The sequence below is a fragment of the Kitasatospora sp. NPDC059327 genome, assembly GCF_042752535.1.
In the GTDB taxonomy this organism is placed as follows: domain Bacteria; phylum Actinomycetota; class Actinomycetes; order Streptomycetales; family Streptomycetaceae; genus Kitasatospora.
The window spans coordinates 1-18315 of sequence record NZ_JBHYYB010000137.1 but is presented as its reverse complement, the minus strand read 5'-3'; the positions used below and the strand labels follow the sequence as shown (position 1 = coordinate 18315).

The 18315-nt window shown below is 71.6% G+C and carries 10 protein-coding genes; 2 read left to right on the top strand and 8 right to left on the bottom strand.

Annotated features, from left to right (window positions below; all coding sequences use genetic code 11):
- Window positions 1-691 precede the first annotated feature (691 nt).
- Window positions 692-1087 carry a hypothetical protein gene (locus ACFXHB_RS40780; protein WP_380581569.1) on the top strand — a complete coding sequence of 132 codons (396 nt, stop codon included), beginning with the start codon at window positions 692-694 and terminating at the stop codon, window positions 1085-1087.
- Between the two features lie 140 nt (window positions 1088-1227).
- Here ACFXHB_RS40780 and ACFXHB_RS40775 read toward each other — a convergent pair whose 3' ends face one another.
- From ACFXHB_RS40775 to ACFXHB_RS40745, 7 genes are all read right to left on the bottom strand, one after another.
- Window positions 1228-2274: an SGNH/GDSL hydrolase family protein gene (locus ACFXHB_RS40775; protein WP_380581567.1), complete on the bottom strand. Its 1047-nt coding sequence runs from the start codon at window positions 2272-2274 to the stop codon at window positions 1228-1230.
- A gap of 338 nt (window positions 2275-2612) precedes the next feature.
- A complete protein-coding gene (locus tag ACFXHB_RS40770) occupies window positions 2613-3221 on the bottom strand; it encodes a hypothetical protein (RefSeq protein WP_380581565.1) in 609 nt (202 codons plus the stop codon).
- Window positions 3222-3886: 665 nt separating this feature from the next.
- Complete coding sequence (tatA, locus tag ACFXHB_RS40765) at window positions 3887-4165, bottom strand: Sec-independent protein translocase subunit TatA (protein ID WP_380581563.1); 279 nt, start codon at window positions 4163-4165, stop codon at window positions 3887-3889.
- A gap of 36 nt (window positions 4166-4201) precedes the next feature.
- Window positions 4202-6415 carry an alkaline phosphatase D family protein gene (locus ACFXHB_RS40760; protein ID WP_380581561.1) on the bottom strand — a complete coding sequence of 738 codons (2214 nt, stop codon included), beginning with the start codon at window positions 6413-6415 and terminating at the stop codon, window positions 4202-4204.
- Between the two features lie 1203 nt (window positions 6416-7618).
- Window positions 7619-10492 carry an ATP-binding protein gene (locus ACFXHB_RS40755; RefSeq protein WP_380581559.1) on the bottom strand — a complete coding sequence of 958 codons (2874 nt, stop codon included), beginning with the start codon at window positions 10490-10492 and terminating at the stop codon, window positions 7619-7621.
- A 1407-nt stretch (window positions 10493-11899) separates the two neighbouring features.
- The gene (locus tag ACFXHB_RS40750; RefSeq protein ID WP_380581557.1) at window positions 11900-13246 is read right to left on the bottom strand and encodes a ferric reductase-like transmembrane domain-containing protein; all 1347 of its coding nucleotides are present in this window, start codon (window positions 13244-13246) and stop codon (window positions 11900-11902) included.
- A gap of 196 nt (window positions 13247-13442) precedes the next feature.
- Window positions 13443-14012, bottom strand: a complete 570-nt coding sequence (locus ACFXHB_RS40745; protein ID WP_380581555.1) for a hypothetical protein — start codon at window positions 14010-14012, stop codon at window positions 13443-13445.
- A 1031-nt stretch (window positions 14013-15043) separates the two neighbouring features.
- Here ACFXHB_RS40745 and ACFXHB_RS40740 point away from each other — a divergent pair.
- Complete coding sequence (locus ACFXHB_RS40740; protein ID WP_380581553.1) at window positions 15044-15745, top strand: response regulator transcription factor; 702 nt, start codon at window positions 15044-15046, stop codon at window positions 15743-15745.
- A 718-nt stretch (window positions 15746-16463) separates the two neighbouring features.
- Here the strand turns inward: ACFXHB_RS40740 and ACFXHB_RS40735 are convergent.
- Window positions 16464-17576: a lytic polysaccharide monooxygenase gene (locus ACFXHB_RS40735; RefSeq protein ID WP_380581551.1), complete on the bottom strand. Its 1113-nt coding sequence runs from the start codon at window positions 17574-17576 to the stop codon at window positions 16464-16466.
- Window positions 17577-18315 lie beyond the last annotated feature (739 nt).

Here is an 18315-nt window from a genome sequence, read left to right as displayed (position 1 = left end):
CAGCTCTACCACTGCCTGCAGAGCCGGCAGCTCTTCGACGAACAACATGCGTTCACCTCCGGTCCCTCAGCGGCTCTGGCCGCGACGGCTTGACTTGTTAGGCACGCGAGATGTCTCTCGGGATCGTGGTCGGGAAAGCCCCTGGGGACCGGCCCTCGGCCCGTCCCCCGGGTCAACGGAACCGGTTCGCCTGTCAGTAGAACAGTTCCCAGCCGGCGAAGAGGATGCCGGCCGTGTGGGCGGCGGCGAGATCAGCAGAGCGACGGCCGGCGACGGCACCGTCTGGTGCTGACCCGCGGTCACCGTGCCGGCGGGAACGGGGCGGCGATGACGAGGACGCGAGGAAGGAAGAGCACGGGCCTGGGTGGTGTGATCGCCCGGAGACTTGCGGGCGGGGGCGGTTCCCGGCGTGGAAGTCGGGTGATGCGGTTGCCCTCCGGCGTACTGCCGTGGTGGACGGCCGCGATGTGCCGGGCCCGTGCGGTCCGCGCTTCAGACCGGGTGAAGTGGTCGCCGACGGTGCGGCAGAGGTCGCCTTGCCTATCGGTACCTGGACGGGTACTTCGAGCGTCACCCTCCGCGGCCGTGGACGTCCCGAGCCGCCCGGAGCACCGCGCCGGCCGGGATGGTGAAGAAGCCCTCCACCCATCTTCGGTACCGTGCGGTCGGCGTTCGGTGCGACCCTCTTGGCATGAGCCCTCACGACAACGACCCTTGGCAGCGCTGGACAGCGCGACTGCTGGCCGTCCTCGCGGCCGACCCTTCTGATCAGCTCGCCTGGGCCCGCGAGCACCAGGTGAGAACTGCCGCCGTCGCCGAGGACGTCGAGTTCGTCCTGCGTCTGGCCGAGAGCATGGCGGAGCGGGGAACCCTCGCAACGGACACCCTCCAGGACCTCAAGGCCATCGACCGACTGGTCCGCGCCGTGGATGCCCGCGGTCGCACCGACCTGTGGGCCGGTTCCCTGACCGCCGATGTGATCTGGAGTGAGGTGCGGACCACGGCCCGCCGGGTCCTCGTCGCCAGGCTGGACGACTGGCGTCTCCCACTGCCACGCCGCGTGGCACCTCAGCACGTCTACGACTGAGTGGGCACCGGTCGGGGCGAACCCGTTCCGGCTCTGATCACCTCACTGGGCCGCATCTCGACAGCGGTTCGGGAGGCGGTGCCCCTGCCGACGCCGCCCGGCGGCCCAGCGGCGACACGAGGCGGAAGCACCGGGGGCAGTCATGGTCGGCGAAGGGCGCTGCGGACAGCGCGCTCCACGAGGGGGCCGGCGTTGGCGTGTTCCTTGGCGTTGGGGTGCAGGAGTGTGGCGCGTTTGCCGAGGGCGACGCAGTCGAACGGCAGGCCGCCGGGCGGTACGGCCGGCCAGTAGGGCGCGGCGTCGCCGCAGATGCCTTCGATCCACTGGGTGTCCTCGGGGGCGCACACGTCGTGGCCCACGCTAGTGGTGTAGAGGTCGACGTAGCCGGCGCCGTGCTTCGCCGCCTCCTGTCGAATGATCGTGTTCAGGGCCTTCAGCACGTCGTCGCGCAGCCAGTCGATGTCGGCGGGACCGATCGGGCCGAGCTGGGTCGGGCCTCCGCCGCAGGCGTCGCCCCGCTCCGGCAGGATGGCCGGGTAGCCGATCGTGATCACCTTGGCGTGCGGTGCGGCACGGTGGACCGCGCCGAGCATCCGGGCGTACTCGTCGCGGATCCGGGCGAGTTTGCTGTCGAGGCCCTCCACCCCTTCGGGCGGGTTCGCGTAGTACGCCGTGCAGGAGAGGTGGGCGAGGCTGAGGTTGAGGCATTCACCGAAGGGCAGGCCGATCGCGCCGATGCCGACGGTGACGACGTCGGTCCGGTCACTGAGCCGGGCCCGCCGGATCTGCGGATCCACCGGGGGCCACCCGGCGGGGTCCCCGTCGGGTGGCCGCACCGGGCTGGTCGGTTGCTGTCGCTGCTGTGCGATGTCGCCGATGTCGGCGTTGTCGCAGCTGACGTCGGTCAGGCTCACGGGCTTGTCGAGCGGGTGGGCGGCGAGGGCCCGTCCCACGAGGTCGGGATAGGAGCCGGTGGTCCGGTCACACCCGTCCCGCGAGGGACTGTCCAGCGGAGGACGCGGGTCTCCGACGAAGAGGCCGGCGGTGTACGAGTCGCCCAGCACGGCCCACTCGTAGCGGTCGGTCCTGCCCTCGGCGGCGACCGAGGGCAGGAGCAGCGTCACCACCAGCACGGAAAGTCCCAGCACCGGCACTCGCGCGCGCAGACGGGATGCGGGATGTCGCACGGTTCCTCCATGACGCGGGACCAGGCCGGAGCACGACTCCGGACGGAACCTGGTTCGTAGGCAGGTATAGCGCCGCGCCGAGGTGACGGGCATGGATTCTCGGCATCGATCACCCGGGTGGGGCAGTCGGTGGCGCGCGGAGGGGGGATGACGTCGGTCGGCGGCGGCCCGGCGAGCCCCTCGCCCTGGGCGCCGTCCGCACACTCGGCAGCTTGGAGCGCGAGTTGCCTTCCTCGGCGACGAAGGCGAACTCCGCCACCGCACCGGACGCGCCACGGCCACTGACACGCCCGCCCGCCCCGCCTGGAGCCCGTCGGGAAGGGATTCCTCCGGGGGTATCAGGTGTGCCGGGCCATGGTCTCGATCCGGTCGAGGTCCTCAAGGGCTGCTTCGAGGTGCGTTCGGGCTCTGTTCGTGAGGATGAGGGCCGTGCTCGCCAGCACCCGGGGTGCCAGCAGGCTCGCGGCGGCCTCGGCGGCGGCTCTGGCGCCGCCGAGCCAGGGATCGCTGCCGGGTGGCGTGCCGTCGCGGTCGTCGTACTCGACGAACAGCAGGCGGTCGGCGGCGTGCGAGACCTCGCCGTGGGCACGTCGGAGGTGGTCCGCGTCGGTGGCGTCCATCTCCGCCGGGCCGGCCAGCATGCGCGCGTCGATGTGGTCGATGTTCTCCACCGCCGCGTCACGGGCGCTGCCGACACGGCACCACAGCACACTGAGCAGGAACGCCAGCCTCATCTGGGGATACGCCCGTGCCAGCCGCTGGACGTGGTCGCTCACGTCGATCCCCAGCGCCGCGAGGGCGGCACGCACCTGCTGCTCCGTCACCGGCACCCGCTCCTCGGGCACCCGGATCCCCAGCGTGCCCGACAGCGTGGGGTCGCCCGGCCTCTCGCCGATCACTTCGAAGACGGGCTCGCCGGATCCGGTGGCCGCACCGTTCTCGTTCATGGTGACTCCCCCATTCGTTCGCTCATGTGCTCGACTCGGCATCCGCGCGGCTCCCCCTACCGAAGGCTCGCGGGGTCCCGCAGCTCCGGACGGCCGGGGTGGTGTGCGACCCGGTGGCCGCCGCTTCGCCCGCGCCGGCTTCCGACACCGAGAATTCGTGGAGAGTCGACACCGACGACCCGCCGACGGAGCCTATTTCCCGCATCGTGGCCCCCTCCCTGCTCTCGAACGCCATCGGCCCCAAGCGAGCCTGGTACGTCCTAGAGATTCCCAACCGGCGCTTTCGCCCCGGTGCGTTATCAAGTCGTTACCATCTGTGCGAAGCGCAAGGTCCCGCGAGCGTCATCGGGTGCGCGTACCAGAGGGTCCAACGCATACGCGCCATGCCTCCGCTCAAGAGCTGCGGAGAAATGCGCGCTCTCGGCAGCGGCGCGGACAACGCCGCGATTGAAGGCTTCGACGCCACCCTCGGCAGGGCGCAACCGCCGCGGTGTCCGGGACCTGGACCGGGCACCGACGGGAGGTCCCACCCGGTCCGTCGGTGCCCGGAGTCTTGAGGAAGTGCGCGGGCCTCGGCCGAGTGCGTCCGCGAGCGAAAGAGGGCGTCCGGGGCCAGGCGCTGAGGTTGGTCGGGGTTGTTGGGCCCCGCCCGGGTGGGGTGGTGTTCAGGGGGTAAGCGGGTGGGGGGTCTTGGGGGCCGGGTGATCGACGGAGTTGGCCTCGGATCCGGGCGGGAGGATCGCTCCGGTGGCGGCCTGGGCGGCTTCGGCGGGGGTGTCGTCGGGCGGGGTGTCATCGTGCAGGGCCCGTGTTTCGGCCTTGAGGATGCGGAGGGACTTGCCGAGTCCGCGGGCGGCCTCGGGGAGCTTCTTGGAGCCGAAGAGGAGGACGATGACGGCGAGTACGACGATGAGGTGCCAGGGTTCCAGGCCGTTGCGGAGCATGGGCGGCTCTCCTTGACTGTCTGCCGGACCGGGGTGTCAGGGCCGGGTGAGTTCGGTGATGGTGCGCGTCTGGGTGTGCAGCACCGCGCCGTCCCGGTTGATCCACTTGGCGGTGAGCCTGGCCGGGGTCACGGTGGTGTCGGCCTCCAGCTTGAGGAAGGTGTACGGCTCGTCCTTGCTCCACTTCACGGGGTCCGCCGGGTTCGGGGTCCACCTCGTGCCCTGCGGGAGCCCGGTGCTCGCGGACGTGCTCACGTCGAACCCGGGGCCGAGTGTCACGTCGTGCATGGGGCTGACGACGTACTCCCACAGGTCGTAGCCGGCCGGGGTCGGGTCCGTCGGGGTGGCGTCGAAGTTCTTCACCGCGCGGGAGATGTGGATGTCCCCGCTGAGCAGGACACACCCGGAGATCCGCTGGGTCTTGATGTAGTCGAGGAGCTGGAGCTTCTCGCTCTTGTAGGTGTGCCAGTCGTCCCTCTCTCCGACGATCTTGTCGAACCAGGTCATTCCGGAGGCGAGGACCTTGAAGGTGGCGGTGCTGGCCTTCAGGGCGTCCTTCAGCCACTTCGACTGGACGGCCTCCATGCAGACGCCGGTGTCCGTGTTGGAGAACCACCTCGGGTCGATGAGGAACACCTCGATCGGGCCGCGCCGGAAGGAGGTGTAGATGCCCTCGCCTGGGGTCCGGTCGGTCAGTGGCTGGGTGCCGACGGTGGCGTGGCCGAAGGTGGCGTTGGCGCGGTAGTCGACGAACGCCTTGCGGGTGTCGAACTTCCCCGCGAAGCGGCTGTCGGTGTCGTTGCCGCCGAAGTCGTGGTCGTCCCACGTTCCCCAGACCGGCATCTGTCTGACCATGTTCGCGATCTCGGGCACGGCCAGGAACTCCCGGTGATGCCTGCGCGCCCTGGGCAACGTAGCCATCGTGCGGTCATCCGGGAACACGAAGTCGGTGTACGGGGTGTCCCCGAGCATGACGAAGCCCTCGCAGCCCTCGGTCATGATCCGCGTCCACAGGTGGTTCGGGACGTTGTGCGCGCAGGAGCCCACGCCCAGGGTGACCTTGACGGGATCGCCCGCCTTCGGTGCGGTCCGGAACGAACCGGACATGGGGACGAAAGCGGCTCCTGATGCCACCGGGGTGATGGTGAAGTCGTACTTCGTGTTCGCCTGCAGGCCCGCCACGTCCACCAGGAGGGTGTCGTCGTTGTCGGTCGAGATGTTCGCGGTGACGGTCTTCACCACGACCCCGTTGGCCTTCACCTCGCACTGCCAGGACCGGAAGGCCACCGGGTCCACGCCCGGCCGGGCCCAGATCCGGGCGGTGGAGACGTCCACGTGGCCGACGAGCGGACCGGCCTGGAGCGACAGTGTGGGAGTCACAGCAGGCGCCGTACCCGTCTTCACCTTCTGCACGTATCCGGTCAGGGCGTTGAAGAACCTGCGGCTGTCGTCGATGGCGGCCGCGCTCTGGATCGCCGCCCCGGCCGTGTCGTAGCACTTGTCGACGGTGAGACTGGAGACCAGGTACCTGCCCTTGCCGTCCACGCCCTCCAGCAGGGCCGCCGGGAAGCTCGTTCCCGGCGCGCAGGCCAGGAGCACGCGCATCTGCCTCCAGGCACCGATCGACTCCCAGCTGACGTAAATGGCGGCCGCGCGGCCGGTGAACACCCGACCGGAGGCGTCCGTCGGCAGCGCGGACACCAGCGGGTGGGCCTTGTCCACCGGGTAGATCGTGTTGAAGTCGGCGTCGGTCCGCACCGCGTACATCGCGGTCGAGTCCCACGTCCACTTCCAGAGCGGCAGGTAGGAGACGCCGGTGCCGGGGACGTCGGACTTGGCGAGGTCGAGGACCACCCCGCCGGCTCCGACGAACTGCCGCAGCGACGCGCCGTACGTCCTCACGAAGGCGTCGTAGTGGGGACCGTCGTTGGCGAAGCTGCCGAAGGCGATCAGGTCCACCGGCCGGGCCTGGGCCGTCGCCGGCTTGGTCGGGTCCAGATCGATCACGGTGAAGCCGGCGTGCTCCAGCAGCTTGCGCAGCCCGACGGCGTTCGTCCACCGATCGGGGGTGTCCAGGACCGCCGCGACCAGCCCCGACGAGGGGAGCGGGTCGACCGCCGCCGCGGCGGTGCCGGTCATGGCGCCGCCGGCGGCGACGGCCGCCGCGCCCACGCCCAGCAGCTGCACCGCCCTGCGGCGGCTGATCTCGGAGTTGATGCGATCGGACAGGGTGGGGGAAGAGCCGTCCATTGTCTTCTCCTGTGTGAGGGTGTCGACCGATGCCGTCGATCCACGCCCCTCCATGGGGCGCGGTCGAGCGCGGGTGGGGTGAGTACGAGCAACCCGTGGGGGTGTGGGGCACGTGGAGCCGCTGTCTGCCCGAGTGGGGGCATCGCAGGCCGGCCGGACGAGACGCTGCGGCCGCTTCGGAGGCGTCGGAACCTTCGAGGCGGGGCGGGGTGGCTGAGTGGAACTACAGCGCCGGCGCGACAGCGCCGTCAATACTCGTTCGCCGGAGATATCCGTGGGGGGAATCGGTCGGGGGTGGTGACGCGGGGCCCCTTGAACGGGGCGGGGTCTTCGCTCCGGTTCTTGACCCGGTCAGGGGTGGTTCCTTCGCCTCAGGGCCTTCCCCCGGAGGCACGGGCGACGGACCGCCCGATGGTCGGGGAACTACGAGCGAGCGCTTGACACGGTCGGACCCGAGAGCATCAGAGACCGGTCAACTTCCTCTGGAATATGGGCTGTTGGCAACAGATTCGCCTCTGGCCGGCCAGGGGTCGCCCCTCCGCGCGGCAATGATTCCCGCCGGCCTCGACGGCGTTCACTTCATGGTTTCCGGGTGAGTCCCAGGTGCGTGACGACCGACTCGGCCGAGGTGTCACACGACCGAAACCTCTTGGTCACATCCGGGGCTTCTCATGGCGCCCCAGGGGCTGCGGGCGCGATGTGTCGCCCATACGATTCTGTTATCCGCCCCATCGGCATTTCGAGTCTTGTCACCGCCCACCCCGGTCGACCATCGGGTTCCACATCACCAGGACCAGGGGCCCCGGGCGCGGGACGGCTCCAGACGGCGGCTGCGAGCGTCCGGGAGGCTCTGGGACCGAGGCCCCGGCGCGCGACCGGCACGCGGCGCAGCAACTGGGCGGCCGATACCGCCCTGACCCGGCGTCGGCAGAGCTGCGGCTGCGACCTACGGGGAGACAGTCTCCTTGACGGCTCGTCAAGGAGACCGACGGCCGGTCGTCAAGGTCATCGGCTGGGCACCCTTGAAGGACGACGGCCGGGCGGTTCGGTGCCGGTGGCGGTGGTTCCGACCAGTGCCAACACGGTGGCCCGGGTGAGCATCGAGATGTGTGCGTGCCCCCGGCCCCGTCGGACTCCGGGCGGTCGGCCGGCCCAGCGCATCACGGGGCGTGGAGGTGGGCGAACTGGACGGCGGGGATCGGTTCAGGCGTGTCCGCGGACGAGGTCGGCGCGGGTGGTGTCGAGTTTGGCCAGGACGCGGGCCACGTGCTTCTCGACGGTGCGCGGGGAGAGGAACAGGGCGGCGGCGATGTCCTTGATGGTGGCGCCGGAGGCGAGCAGGTCGCGGACCTGTTCCTCGCGCGGGGACAGGTGGTCGCCGAACCCGAGCCGGCCGAGCGGGTTGAGGGGCTTCTGGCCGAGCTCGCGCAGCAGGCGCTGACAGCGCGCCGCGTCGGAGCTCGCCCCGAGGCGTTCGAAGGTGGCGATCGGCCCGGCCAGGCGGGCGGCGGCCTCGTCGAGGTCGGCGCGGGTCGCGGCGGCTCGTTCGCCGGCCAGGGCGGCCAGGTAGGGGCGCCCGATGTCCGTCCATCGCGCCGCCGCGAGGTCGAAGGCCGCCATCGCCGCGTCGGGATCACCGGCCCGCAGCAGCAGGCCCCGGCAGTGGTGCTGCTCGGCGACGGCGCCGGGCGCGTCCCGGCCCTCGATCTCCTTGGCGTGGCGCGCGGCCAGGGCCGCGGCCTCGTCGACGCGGTTCAGGGCGAGGAGGGTCTCGACGGCGGTGGGCACGAGGTCCCGGGCCCACGCCCAGGCCTCCTTGCGGTCGAGGAACCCCAGGAAGTCGAGCGGGTCCGTGAGAACACGCCAGGCGGCCCGGGGGTCGTCGCGGACGAGGTGGAGTCGGGCGGTGCCGGCGGCGGCGCCGAGTGAGTCCAGGTGCAGGCCGTCACGGGCCAGGACCTGCCCGAACTCGGAGGCGGCCCGGGCGGTGAGACCCCGGCCGGCGGCGGTGAGGCCCCGCACGGTGGCCAGGATCCTCCCTGTGTCGAACAGGCTGTTCGGGTAGCGCTCTCGGAGGGCCGCCAGGCCCTGCTCGGCATCCTCCCAGCGTCCGGCCTGCCAGTCGAGCTCCACCTGGAAGGCATCCAGGAGAATGCCCAGCACGGGCAGACGGCCGCGTGCTGCCATGGCCCTTGCCTCGGCGATGCCGGCCGCGGCACGCCCGTCGTGACCGACACCGAACAAGCGACCGATACTGACGCTGACGATCATCGCCGTGCGCTGGAGCACCAGGACGTCGTCGCTCTCGCGGGGCAGCGCCGCCAGCAGCTCCGGAACGGCGGGATCGGCCACCACGCATCGGTGCAGGAAGCGGGCGAGGTCGAGTAGGCACCGGACCAGACGGTCCTCGTTGCCGGCCAGCAGGGCGTAGCCTCGCTCGACCATGTCCCGCTGCTCGGTCAGTGAGAACCGGCCCGTCTCCAAGCAGCCAAGCAGGGCGAGCAGCCTGGCGGCAGCGGCCGGGTCGCTGTCCCCGACCTCCGACAGAGCGGTCACCAGTTCCTCCTCGCCCGAGAGGTTCCCGGCCTCGTAGATCAGCAGCAGCCCCAGGCTGGCCCTGATCACGCCCCGCATCGCAGGGGGCAGGCCGGTCACCCCCAGAATCCGGCGCAGGATCTTGATGGTGGCGGGGACTTCGGTGCCGGCCGCGGCGGCGTGGGCCAGGGTCATGGCGGCGTGGCTGAGTTCTGCTGTGGTGAGGTCGGGCTGGTCGATGATCTCGTTCAGCAGGGCGACGGCGATGCCGTGGTCGCCGACCGCGAAGGCCTGGTCGGCCGCGGCCTGGGCCCGAGGAAGCCACGCGGCCATGTCGCCCATCGCACGGGTGTGGTGGGCGATCTGCACCAGCGGCGGCGGATCCTGGGCCCGCAGCACCTCCAGCACCCGCCGGTGGATGCGACTGCGCACCGGTCCCGGAAGGGCTTCGTAGACCGCCTCCCGAGCGAGGACATGGGCGAATCCGTAGGCGTCCGGGCCCAGCTGGCGCAACACCACCGCGCCGAGTGCCTCCGTCAAGGCGTTGTCGCCGCGGGCGTCGTCCAGTCCGGCCGCCTCGGCGAGCAGTGACTGCGTGGCCGGGACCGCCAGCACGGCCGCGGCGTTCACCAGGGCCGCCGCGTCCTGGCCCAGCCGTCCGGTCCGCTCGGCCAACAGCTCGCCGAGGCTACGGGGTACCCGCAGCGCGGCGGTGTCCGGGCCGCCGGGTGAGCGGGCGAGCGTGATCAGGTCCTCCTCGATCACCAGCGGCAGACCCCCGCTGCGCTCCAGCAGCGTCCGCGCCAGACCGGGGGCCGGCTCGCCCCCCAGCACGTCCCGCGCCATCGCCCCCAGCTCCGCCTCACCCAGGGGACCGAGCACGATCTCCACGCCACCGGTGGCCGGCGGACGCCGGAACGGCACCCCCAACACCGGCCGACCACCCGGCAGGTCCTCTGCCCGGTACGTCAGCACCAACGCGACATCCCGCGGCATCTCCCGCGCCAACAGGAGCAGCAGCTCCCGGGTCGCCTCGTCCGCCCAATGCACGTCCTCCACCACCAGGACGGCCGGCGCCACCGCCTCCAACACCGTCCGCACCCCCGACACCACCCGGAACCGACCCGCACCGCCGGACACCTCCGGCGGCAACGCGGGCGGCGGCTCCGGTAGGGCCCCGGCCAGGTCCGGCAGCAACGGCGCCAGCGCCCCCGCCGACGCACCCAGCTCCTCCATCGGCGGCAACCACGGCCCGACCAGGCGCAGCGCGTCGATCACCGGCCCGTAGGCCAACGGCTCCCGCAGCGGATGACACCCGCCCGCCAGCACCCGCAGACCACGCTCGCCCAGGACCGCCGACGCCTCCGCGACCAGCCGGGACTTGCCGATCCCCGCCTCACCCTCCACCAGCACCACCGCCGGACGCGCGCTCGACACCGCGCCCAGCAGCGCCCGCAGCTCACCCTCGCGCCCCACGAACGCACACCCCAGCACGACGCCGAAGGCCCTGCCTCCACCGAGGTCGTCCACATCAGCTCCCATCCGGCTTGCCGTGCCCACACCCCAACATCCACCGATACCCGCCCAGAAACAAGCCGCTGAACCCACCGGCCGGGCGGGCGGAGCGTACTTCAGCGCCGGCGCCGATGCCTACGCGGTCGGCCATGCCGTCAACGGCGTCGGGGCGGGCCCGCGACAGACCGGCCCCCGGTCACCGGCTCTGGAGGTTGGTGAGGCGGACGGTATCGAGCCCGTGGGGGGCTGCGGGCGCGTCGGGTCGACAACGAGTTGCCCCCAGCGGTTCGGCGAGTGCGGGTGCAGGCCACAGGTGGGTCGTTGCTCGTCGGGCGGCGCCGTCGGTCACCCGACCATGGCCGGCCGGCTCTGGCGGAGGACGTAACGAATGGATCTCGGACCGGGACGGAGTGGCGGTGCGGGGGCTTGACCACTCGCAACCGCCTCCCCGTCGCGCTCGGCACTCGCGGGAGGGTCCGCTGCCCCCTCTCGCCGGTGCCGGGGACCACGGCACCGGCGAGAGGCCCGCCCTCGCCCCTCCACTCCCGGACGGTCCATGTTCCAGCCTCACCACCGCGCTCGCCGGGTCGGCGCGCTCCTGGCCACCCTGGTGGCCGTGGGAGCAACCTCCGTCGGCCCCGCCGCCACCGCCGCGCCCACCACCATCCCCTTCGACGACGGCTTCGAATCCGGCACCACCACCGCGTGGCCCCCACCCCCACGCCCGCCACCACGAACGACATCCCCACCGAGGCCGACACCGACGACACCGACAACGACCAACCCCACCTCGCGGCGACCGGCTCGGGTTCTGCCCACCGATGAAGCTTTCGAGGTGCCCGTTCTCCCCGCGCCTCCGTTCCGGTGAGCATGTTCCGTCTCTGACCACGCGGGGCGCCCGGGCGGGCAACCCGATCGCAGGACGGCTGTGTGGGTGCGGGACCGGCTGGACGGACGGTGGCACGACGGGGACTTCGTGGACTGATACTCCAGGGACGGACGTCCGGGACTCCCGCCCGCACAGCTGGCAACCGTCTGCGTGCCGTCGTTCATGCTCGGCCTGCCCGACCGGCAGGCCGCCCGGGCCTTGGCGGTCCCGGCCGAGGCCGAACGGCCGAACACCGCGACACATCCCGTCGGCGGCGCGCGAGCCGGGCGTCAACCCGGAACAGGGCAGAGCGCGGGAGGCGCGGAGGGTGCCGTCCGGTCCGGTGACGGCGGCGCCGTCGGCTTGACGTTGGACAGCAGTGTGCCGGCCAGCAAGGCCGCGCAGGCCAGGCCGAGCGCGGCGTTCAGGCGGTGGCGGCGGGTGGGGAGGGCAGAAGCTGTTGCGTGAAGTGGAGCGATCGGCATCCGGGTTGGTGTCCTCATTCGTGCGTGGTGGCCCCGGTTCGCCCTGGGACGGGGCGGCGGGGGTGGAGCCTGGGGCTTCCGTCAGAAGACGAACGTCTCGCAGTGGATCCGGTTCTTCGGGACCCCGACGCTCTGCAGGGCGGTGGTGGCGGCCGCGGTCATTCCCGGCGGTCCGCAGAGGAAGACGTCGCGTTCGGGCAGATCGGGGACGAGTCTGCGCAACAGGGCCGGGGCGAGCGGGTTTCGCTCACCCTGCGACGGGCCCAGCAGGTAGTGCAGGCCGGCCTGCCGCCGGGCCGCTATGGCTTCGAGTTCGTGGCGCAGCACCAACTGGTCCGGACTGTTGGCCCGGTAGAGGAGGACGATGTCACCCGGCCCGCCGGGCAGCGTCTCGTAGAGGGCCCGCATCGGGGTGATGCCGACGCCCCCGGCGACGAGAAGCACCTTCCTGCGGGTGCGCCGGTGCGCGGTCATGGCCCCGAACGGGCCGGTGGCGACGACACGCACACCGGGGCGCAGCCGTCGTACCCGGCGGGTGTGGTCGCCCAGCGCCTTGACCGTGATGCGCAGTGTGCCGGACCGCGGGGTGGCGGACAGGGAGAACGGGAGCGTCGTGTACCAGAGCCTGCGGGTGAGGAACCGCCAACGGAAGAACTGACCTGCCTGCGCCTGGAGTTCGTCCAAGCGATCGCCGGCGATGACCACCGAGACAACTCCGGGCCCTTCGCTGCGCACATCCGCGATGCGCAGGCGGTGGCGCCGAATCTGCCGGATCGGTACCACGCAGCGGTACCACAGCAGCAGGACCGCGACTTGGGCGTGCATCAGTGACCACAGCCAGACGAGGAGCGAGGCGCCGGCGATGTCGGGACCGGCCAGCTCGTGGGCGAAGGCGAGGCTGGTCGCCGCGTACGTCAGCAGGTGAACCGTTCGCCAGGTCTCGTGCCGGACCCGGCGGCGCACGGCTCTGGCGGACACCACGCCGACGAGGCCCAGCAGGAGGGTGCCCGCGGTGGCCGCCGCCAGCGCGGGATAGTCCACGATGGCACCGGCGGCGGACAGTACGTCGGTCTTGGTGTGGACCGTGAATCCCAACAGGGCGAGCAGGGCGTGCGTTCCGACGAGTGTGAGTACGTAGCGCCCTCCCCGTGCGTGCCAGCGGGCCAGCACGTCCGCGCCGACGCCGTGCTCGATGGCGGGCACCCGCGCCATCAGCAGCAGCATCACGAGCATGCCGTACCCGGCGAGGAGCCCGCTCAGGTGAGCGCCGGAGGCCAGGAGGGAGTCGAGCCGGGCGGACGGCACGGCTTGGACGACCCACACTGCGGTGACGACGCAGGCGCCGGTCAGGATGCCGCGTTGCAGCGCCCGTGGGTGAAGACGTGGCGGGGCGGTGGGGTGCGGGGCTCGGTCGCGGTGCCGCACCACGGGTGGAGGTGCGCCTGTCGCGGACGGCTGGGCAGGCGCGATTGACGCGATGTCATCGGGGACGCTCATGTGTGGGGGCAGCTCTGGTGGGGTTGGAGGTGGAGGGCGTCGGACGGTCTCGGCGATCTGTCTCGGCGGGCGGTGTACCGCTTCCGGGGTGTGTCGGGACGCTCCGGCGGGGCGGAGCAGGTCGGCGCTAGGCCGTCGGAAGGTGCTGATCCGCGAGGTCCGCCGGTACTCCGGAGGCGGGCGGGCGGGCCGGAGCGTCCGCAGGCTGCCGGTGGTGACCCGGTTCGGCGGGCCGGCTGGAGCGGCGTTGGAGCGGACCCGCGAGAGTCGCCAGGGCGCGCGAGGTCCATTGGTCGACCTGGTCGCGCGCGCGTGCCGCCTCGGCGCGTGCCGCGTCGCGTTCGACCGACACGGCCGCCAGGACGGCGCGGAGTTCCTCGACCGCGGCCGCCAGGGCTGTGGCTTCCTGCTGGCACTTGGCCGCGTCGGCGAAGGCGGCGTCCCTGGCGATCTGAGTCCGACGGGCCCAGTCGAGGGCCGCCTGGGCCGCCTGTTCGGCCTGATCGGTGTGTGCGGTCATCTGCGCCGCCCGGTAGTCGGCATCGGCCCGGGCGCGTTCTGCTGCGGCCCAGGCCGTCTCCGCCTGCTCGGCGAGGGACCATGCCTGCTGTCGTTCGGCCTCGGCCGAGCGGAGGTCGTGGCGCAACTCGTCGTTCTGGCGGACGGCACGGGCCGCCTCGTGGCGTGCGGTGTCCAAGTCCGTTCGTGTCTCGGCGAGGGCGGCGCGTAGCCCGCCCACATCTGCCCGGGCGCTGTCGAGAGCCCGACGCAGTTCTCCGATCCCGTCCACGAAGGCCCCGGGCCTCACGACCCCCTGGCCCGTGAGAGGACTGCGTGCGAGGTGGTGTTGGTGGGTGGGGGGCATCTCCGGTGTCACGGGACGGTCCCCGACCGACCGCAGGTGTGTGTGGTCGCCGCCTTCTCCCGTCTGAGCCGGTCCTGCCGGCTCGGAGTACGGAGTGGGTGCCCCGCGATCCGCTCGGGGAACCCGTAGGCGCAGGCGAGCCTCGCGGGCGGAGATCGCGACCGGGTTCGAAGCCACCCACTCCAGGAGACTCGTCGTCTGTGTGGCGACCTCGGTGCCGTGTTGAACGTACAAGGCTTCTCCTGTCCTGAATTCATGAGCCGCATTTCGGGAGGATCCGGCGGCGGGCCGGACCGAAGAAGACAGATCGGCGGCGCGAGGCTCCCACGAGAGGCCGGAGGGCCGTTCCGAACGGTGACGCCGGGCGTGGTTCTCAAGAAAGCACGGGCCCGCAAAACCGGCTGGCTCGACTCTAGCCAGGTGCCTCTTCGGAGGAATAGTGATCGAGGTTAAGGAAGGTCTAAGGAACGGTTATTGTTGGCGGTCCTGCCGGTCGGAAGGCCCCGGGACCACACCGGGAAGCCGGCGTCCTGGAGGGAAGACGTGGCCACGGACGCCGACGGCGTGCTGACGACCTCGGGGACGACCGGGCTCGACCGGGGCGTCGTCGGCTGTCGTCGGGCAGCGGAGGGTGGTGGTGCCGGTCGTACCCCTGTCCGGTACCGTCATCGCCTGGGCGGCCCGGACATCGCCTCACTCAGGCCGATGCTGACGTCAAGCCAGTCCCTCGGGCGACAGCCATGGTTGCGACGAGCCACGCCGTCACCGGAGTTCAGGAACGCACGCCCCCGGTCGCGCCCGCGCCACAGCCGTCTTCCCACGGTGGCGGCCTGCGGCAGGGTTGGCGTACGGTGACGGGCACTATGGCAAGCGTGCTCCTGGTTGAGGACGATTCATTCGTCAAATGGGCTGTCATTCGAGACCTGACCAACGCCTCACACACCGTCCGCAGCGTCGGCACAGCATTGGAGGCGCTCCGCGAGGTTTCCCGGAATCCCCCGGACGTCGTCATCCTCGATCTGGGTCTGCCCGATCTGGACGGCGCCGAGGTGCTCAAGATGATGCGGGCCGTGTCCGACGTGCCGGTCCTCATCGCCACCGCCCGCGCCGAGGAGGCGGAGATCGTCCGGCTGCTGCACGAGGGCGCCGACGACTACGTGACCAAGCCGTTCTCCGGGCCGTACCTCATCGCCCGGCTCACCGCACTGCTGCGCCGGACGAGCGGCGGCAAGTGCTCCGAAACGCTCGTCGTGGGCGGTCTCAGAATCGATGTCCGACGCCGGGAGGCAGCCCTGGACGGCAGGAAACTGGAGCTCGCCCGGCGGGAGTTCGACCTGCTGGCCTGCCTCGCGGCCCGACCGGGAGAGGTGGTGACCCGCCGCGAGCTGCTCACCCAGGTGTGGCAGCAGCCCTACGGCGAGGACCAGACCATCGACGTCCACCTGTCATGGCTTCGGCGGAAGTTCGGCGAGCGTGCCGCCGCGCCGCGCTACCTGCACACGGTGCGGGGGGTCGGAGTGATGCTGGAGGCACCACCGGACTGTGCCCCCGCGTTCAGGACGTGAGAGGAGCGCCGCGGTCGAACCGGTCCTGGTGGTGACCATCGATCAGGTGACGCCGACCCGCGCTCCCGCCGGCTACCGGTCGACACCACCGGCCGGATCGCCGTGCACCCGTCGTCCGGGGCGGCCGTCGGACCGGCGCGCGGGGATGGCGAACAACTCGCCGCCGGCGTCCGGCAGGGCCGCGCCTTCACCGCGCAGGCGGTGGCGGCTTCGCGGTGCTCCGGCCCGCCGTACTCGACCAGGGGGTCCGTCGCGGTGGTCGACGTCCACCTCCTGGACGGCGACCCACGACGGGGCTCGGTCACGTCCGTCTGGTGCTGGGCCGTGTGGCCGTGGTCCTGATCACGCTCTCCTCCTCGGGGACCGACCGGCCGGTCGGCGCGTGCGACCCGTCATCCGACCGGGGTCGCGCGCACTGGGCACCGGAGACCTCGGGATGCGGGTCGACGCCCAGGGCCCCTGGAACTGCGGGAGGTGGGAACCGCGTTCGACGCCACGTCGGGGAGAACGCTACAGATGATCATCGCCGGGCGGGAGTTCACGGCGGACCTGTCGCGCGGGCCGCGCAGTCCGCCGACCACCGTGCGCCTCAAAGCCGTGGCACCCCAAGGTGGTTCGGCCACGGACCGTGCCGTGCCCGTGGCAGGGCCGGATTCCGTGCCGGCCCTGCCACGGACGGACCTCCCGGGTACCTCACCAGGGTGCCCGGGAGTCCGACTCACACCCGGCGATGGCCGCGGCGGCGCCGGGCCAGGAACACCACCGCGCCGCCCATTCCGAGCACCGCTGTCGCCCCGGCGGCCAGCGGTGCGACGTTCGAGGTGCCGGTCTGGGCGAGCTTCTCTCCGGAGTCGGCCGTGCCGACGTCGGCCCGAGGCGCGCTGCCCGGGGGGCCGGACGCCTCGCCCGCCACGGGTACCGCCTCATGGTCCGTCTCCGTGCCACCGTTCGCGTCGTGGCCCATGGTCATGCCACCGCTCGATGCGCCGGAGCTCGCGTGGGTGGCCGTGCCGCCCGTCGGGCCCGTGCCCGTGCTGGGTGTGCCCGTCGGGCCCGTGCCCGTGCTCGGCTTGCCTGTCGGGGCCGAGCTCGGGCTCGCCTTGCCCGTCGGGGCCGAACTCGTGCTCGGCCTGCTACCCGCACCGGAGCCGGCGGCCGGGGTTGCGCCGCCTCCCGGCGCGGTGCTGGGACTGGAACCCGTACCCGGGACGCTGCCTGAACCGACGCCACCGAAGACGACGTCGGAACAGGAGTAGAAGGCCTCCGGGCTGTCAGACCGCTGCCAGATCGCGTAGATGAGGTGTCGGCCCTGCTTCTTCGGCAGCTGCGCGGTCATCTCGTACGACCCGTTCACCAGGGGCGGGTCCGAGGCCTTGAGGAACGGAGCCGGCTCCAGATCGGACCACTTCAGCGGCTTCGTGGGGTCGTAGCCGTCCTTGGTGACGTACAGCTCGAAGCTCCCCCGGTGCGGGGCGGTTCCGCGGTACCTGAACGTGAAGTCGCCCCCGGTCGGCAGCGATGTGGCGGGCCAGTCCGCGCGGGCCAGGTCGAGCCCCTTGGACTGTTCGTTGCCCGCGCTGCACAGTTTGCCGTCCGGGATGAGTTGGTGGTGGCGACCGGCGGCGTCACCGATCCTCACCCCCATCCAGTCGTAGAACCCCTGGGTGCCACTGGCCGCGACGGCGGCCTGGCAGGCACCCGACTTGGGACGCTCCGCACCTTCCTGGTAGCAGGTGTAGACCCGGCTGACCGGATTCTGCATGGAGCCATGGGCCTGCGCCACGTCGGAGGCCATGCCGACGAACAGCAGCGGAAGAGCTCCGCAGGCCACAGCCAGAGCCCTTTTACGGTGTGAATTGATGACAGTTCTCCTCTTCGGAGTAGGGCGAGAAACCACCGGACCGCGCCGCGAAAGGAACGCGGACGGTCACCAGCGCGGCAGGGGAGCCCGGGGATGTATTCCTCGCACGGGCTTTCGGGTTGCCAGGGCAGATAGCCCGTATCGGCGACCGTCATGCTAGCCATGCCACTGGAACCGAAATCACCGAACCGGTCCGGAATTAACCGTCTTGCGGGACTCTTGAACATTCCTTCACGGTGGCTTACGGGGCGGCGCCGGCTTCGGGGATCACGGTGTCTGGCTCGTCGTCAGAACGCCAGGGAACACAGCGTGGCCCGATCGACAGATCGGGCCGACTCCCGGGGTGCACGGTGGGGCGAGGGACGGCTACCGGGGACGGAACCAACCAGGTGGCGCGCGTTGAGGGGCCTGTGGTTCGTCCTGCGGAGCACCGTTGGGCTCGCGGGTCGACTCCGGGGCTCGGGCCCGACAAGGAAGCGGGTAAGCGGGCTACCCCTGGCTCCGGAGTCCGCGGCGGGCTCTGGCGGATGAGGTAACGAATGGATCTCGGACCGGGACGGAGTGGCGGTGCGGGGGCTTGACCACTCGCAACCGCCTCCCCGTCGCGCTCGGCACGCGCGGGAGGGTCCGCTGCCCCCCTCTCGCCGGTGCCGTGGACCACGGCACCGGCGAGAGGCCCACCCTCGCCCCTCCACTCCAGGACGGACCC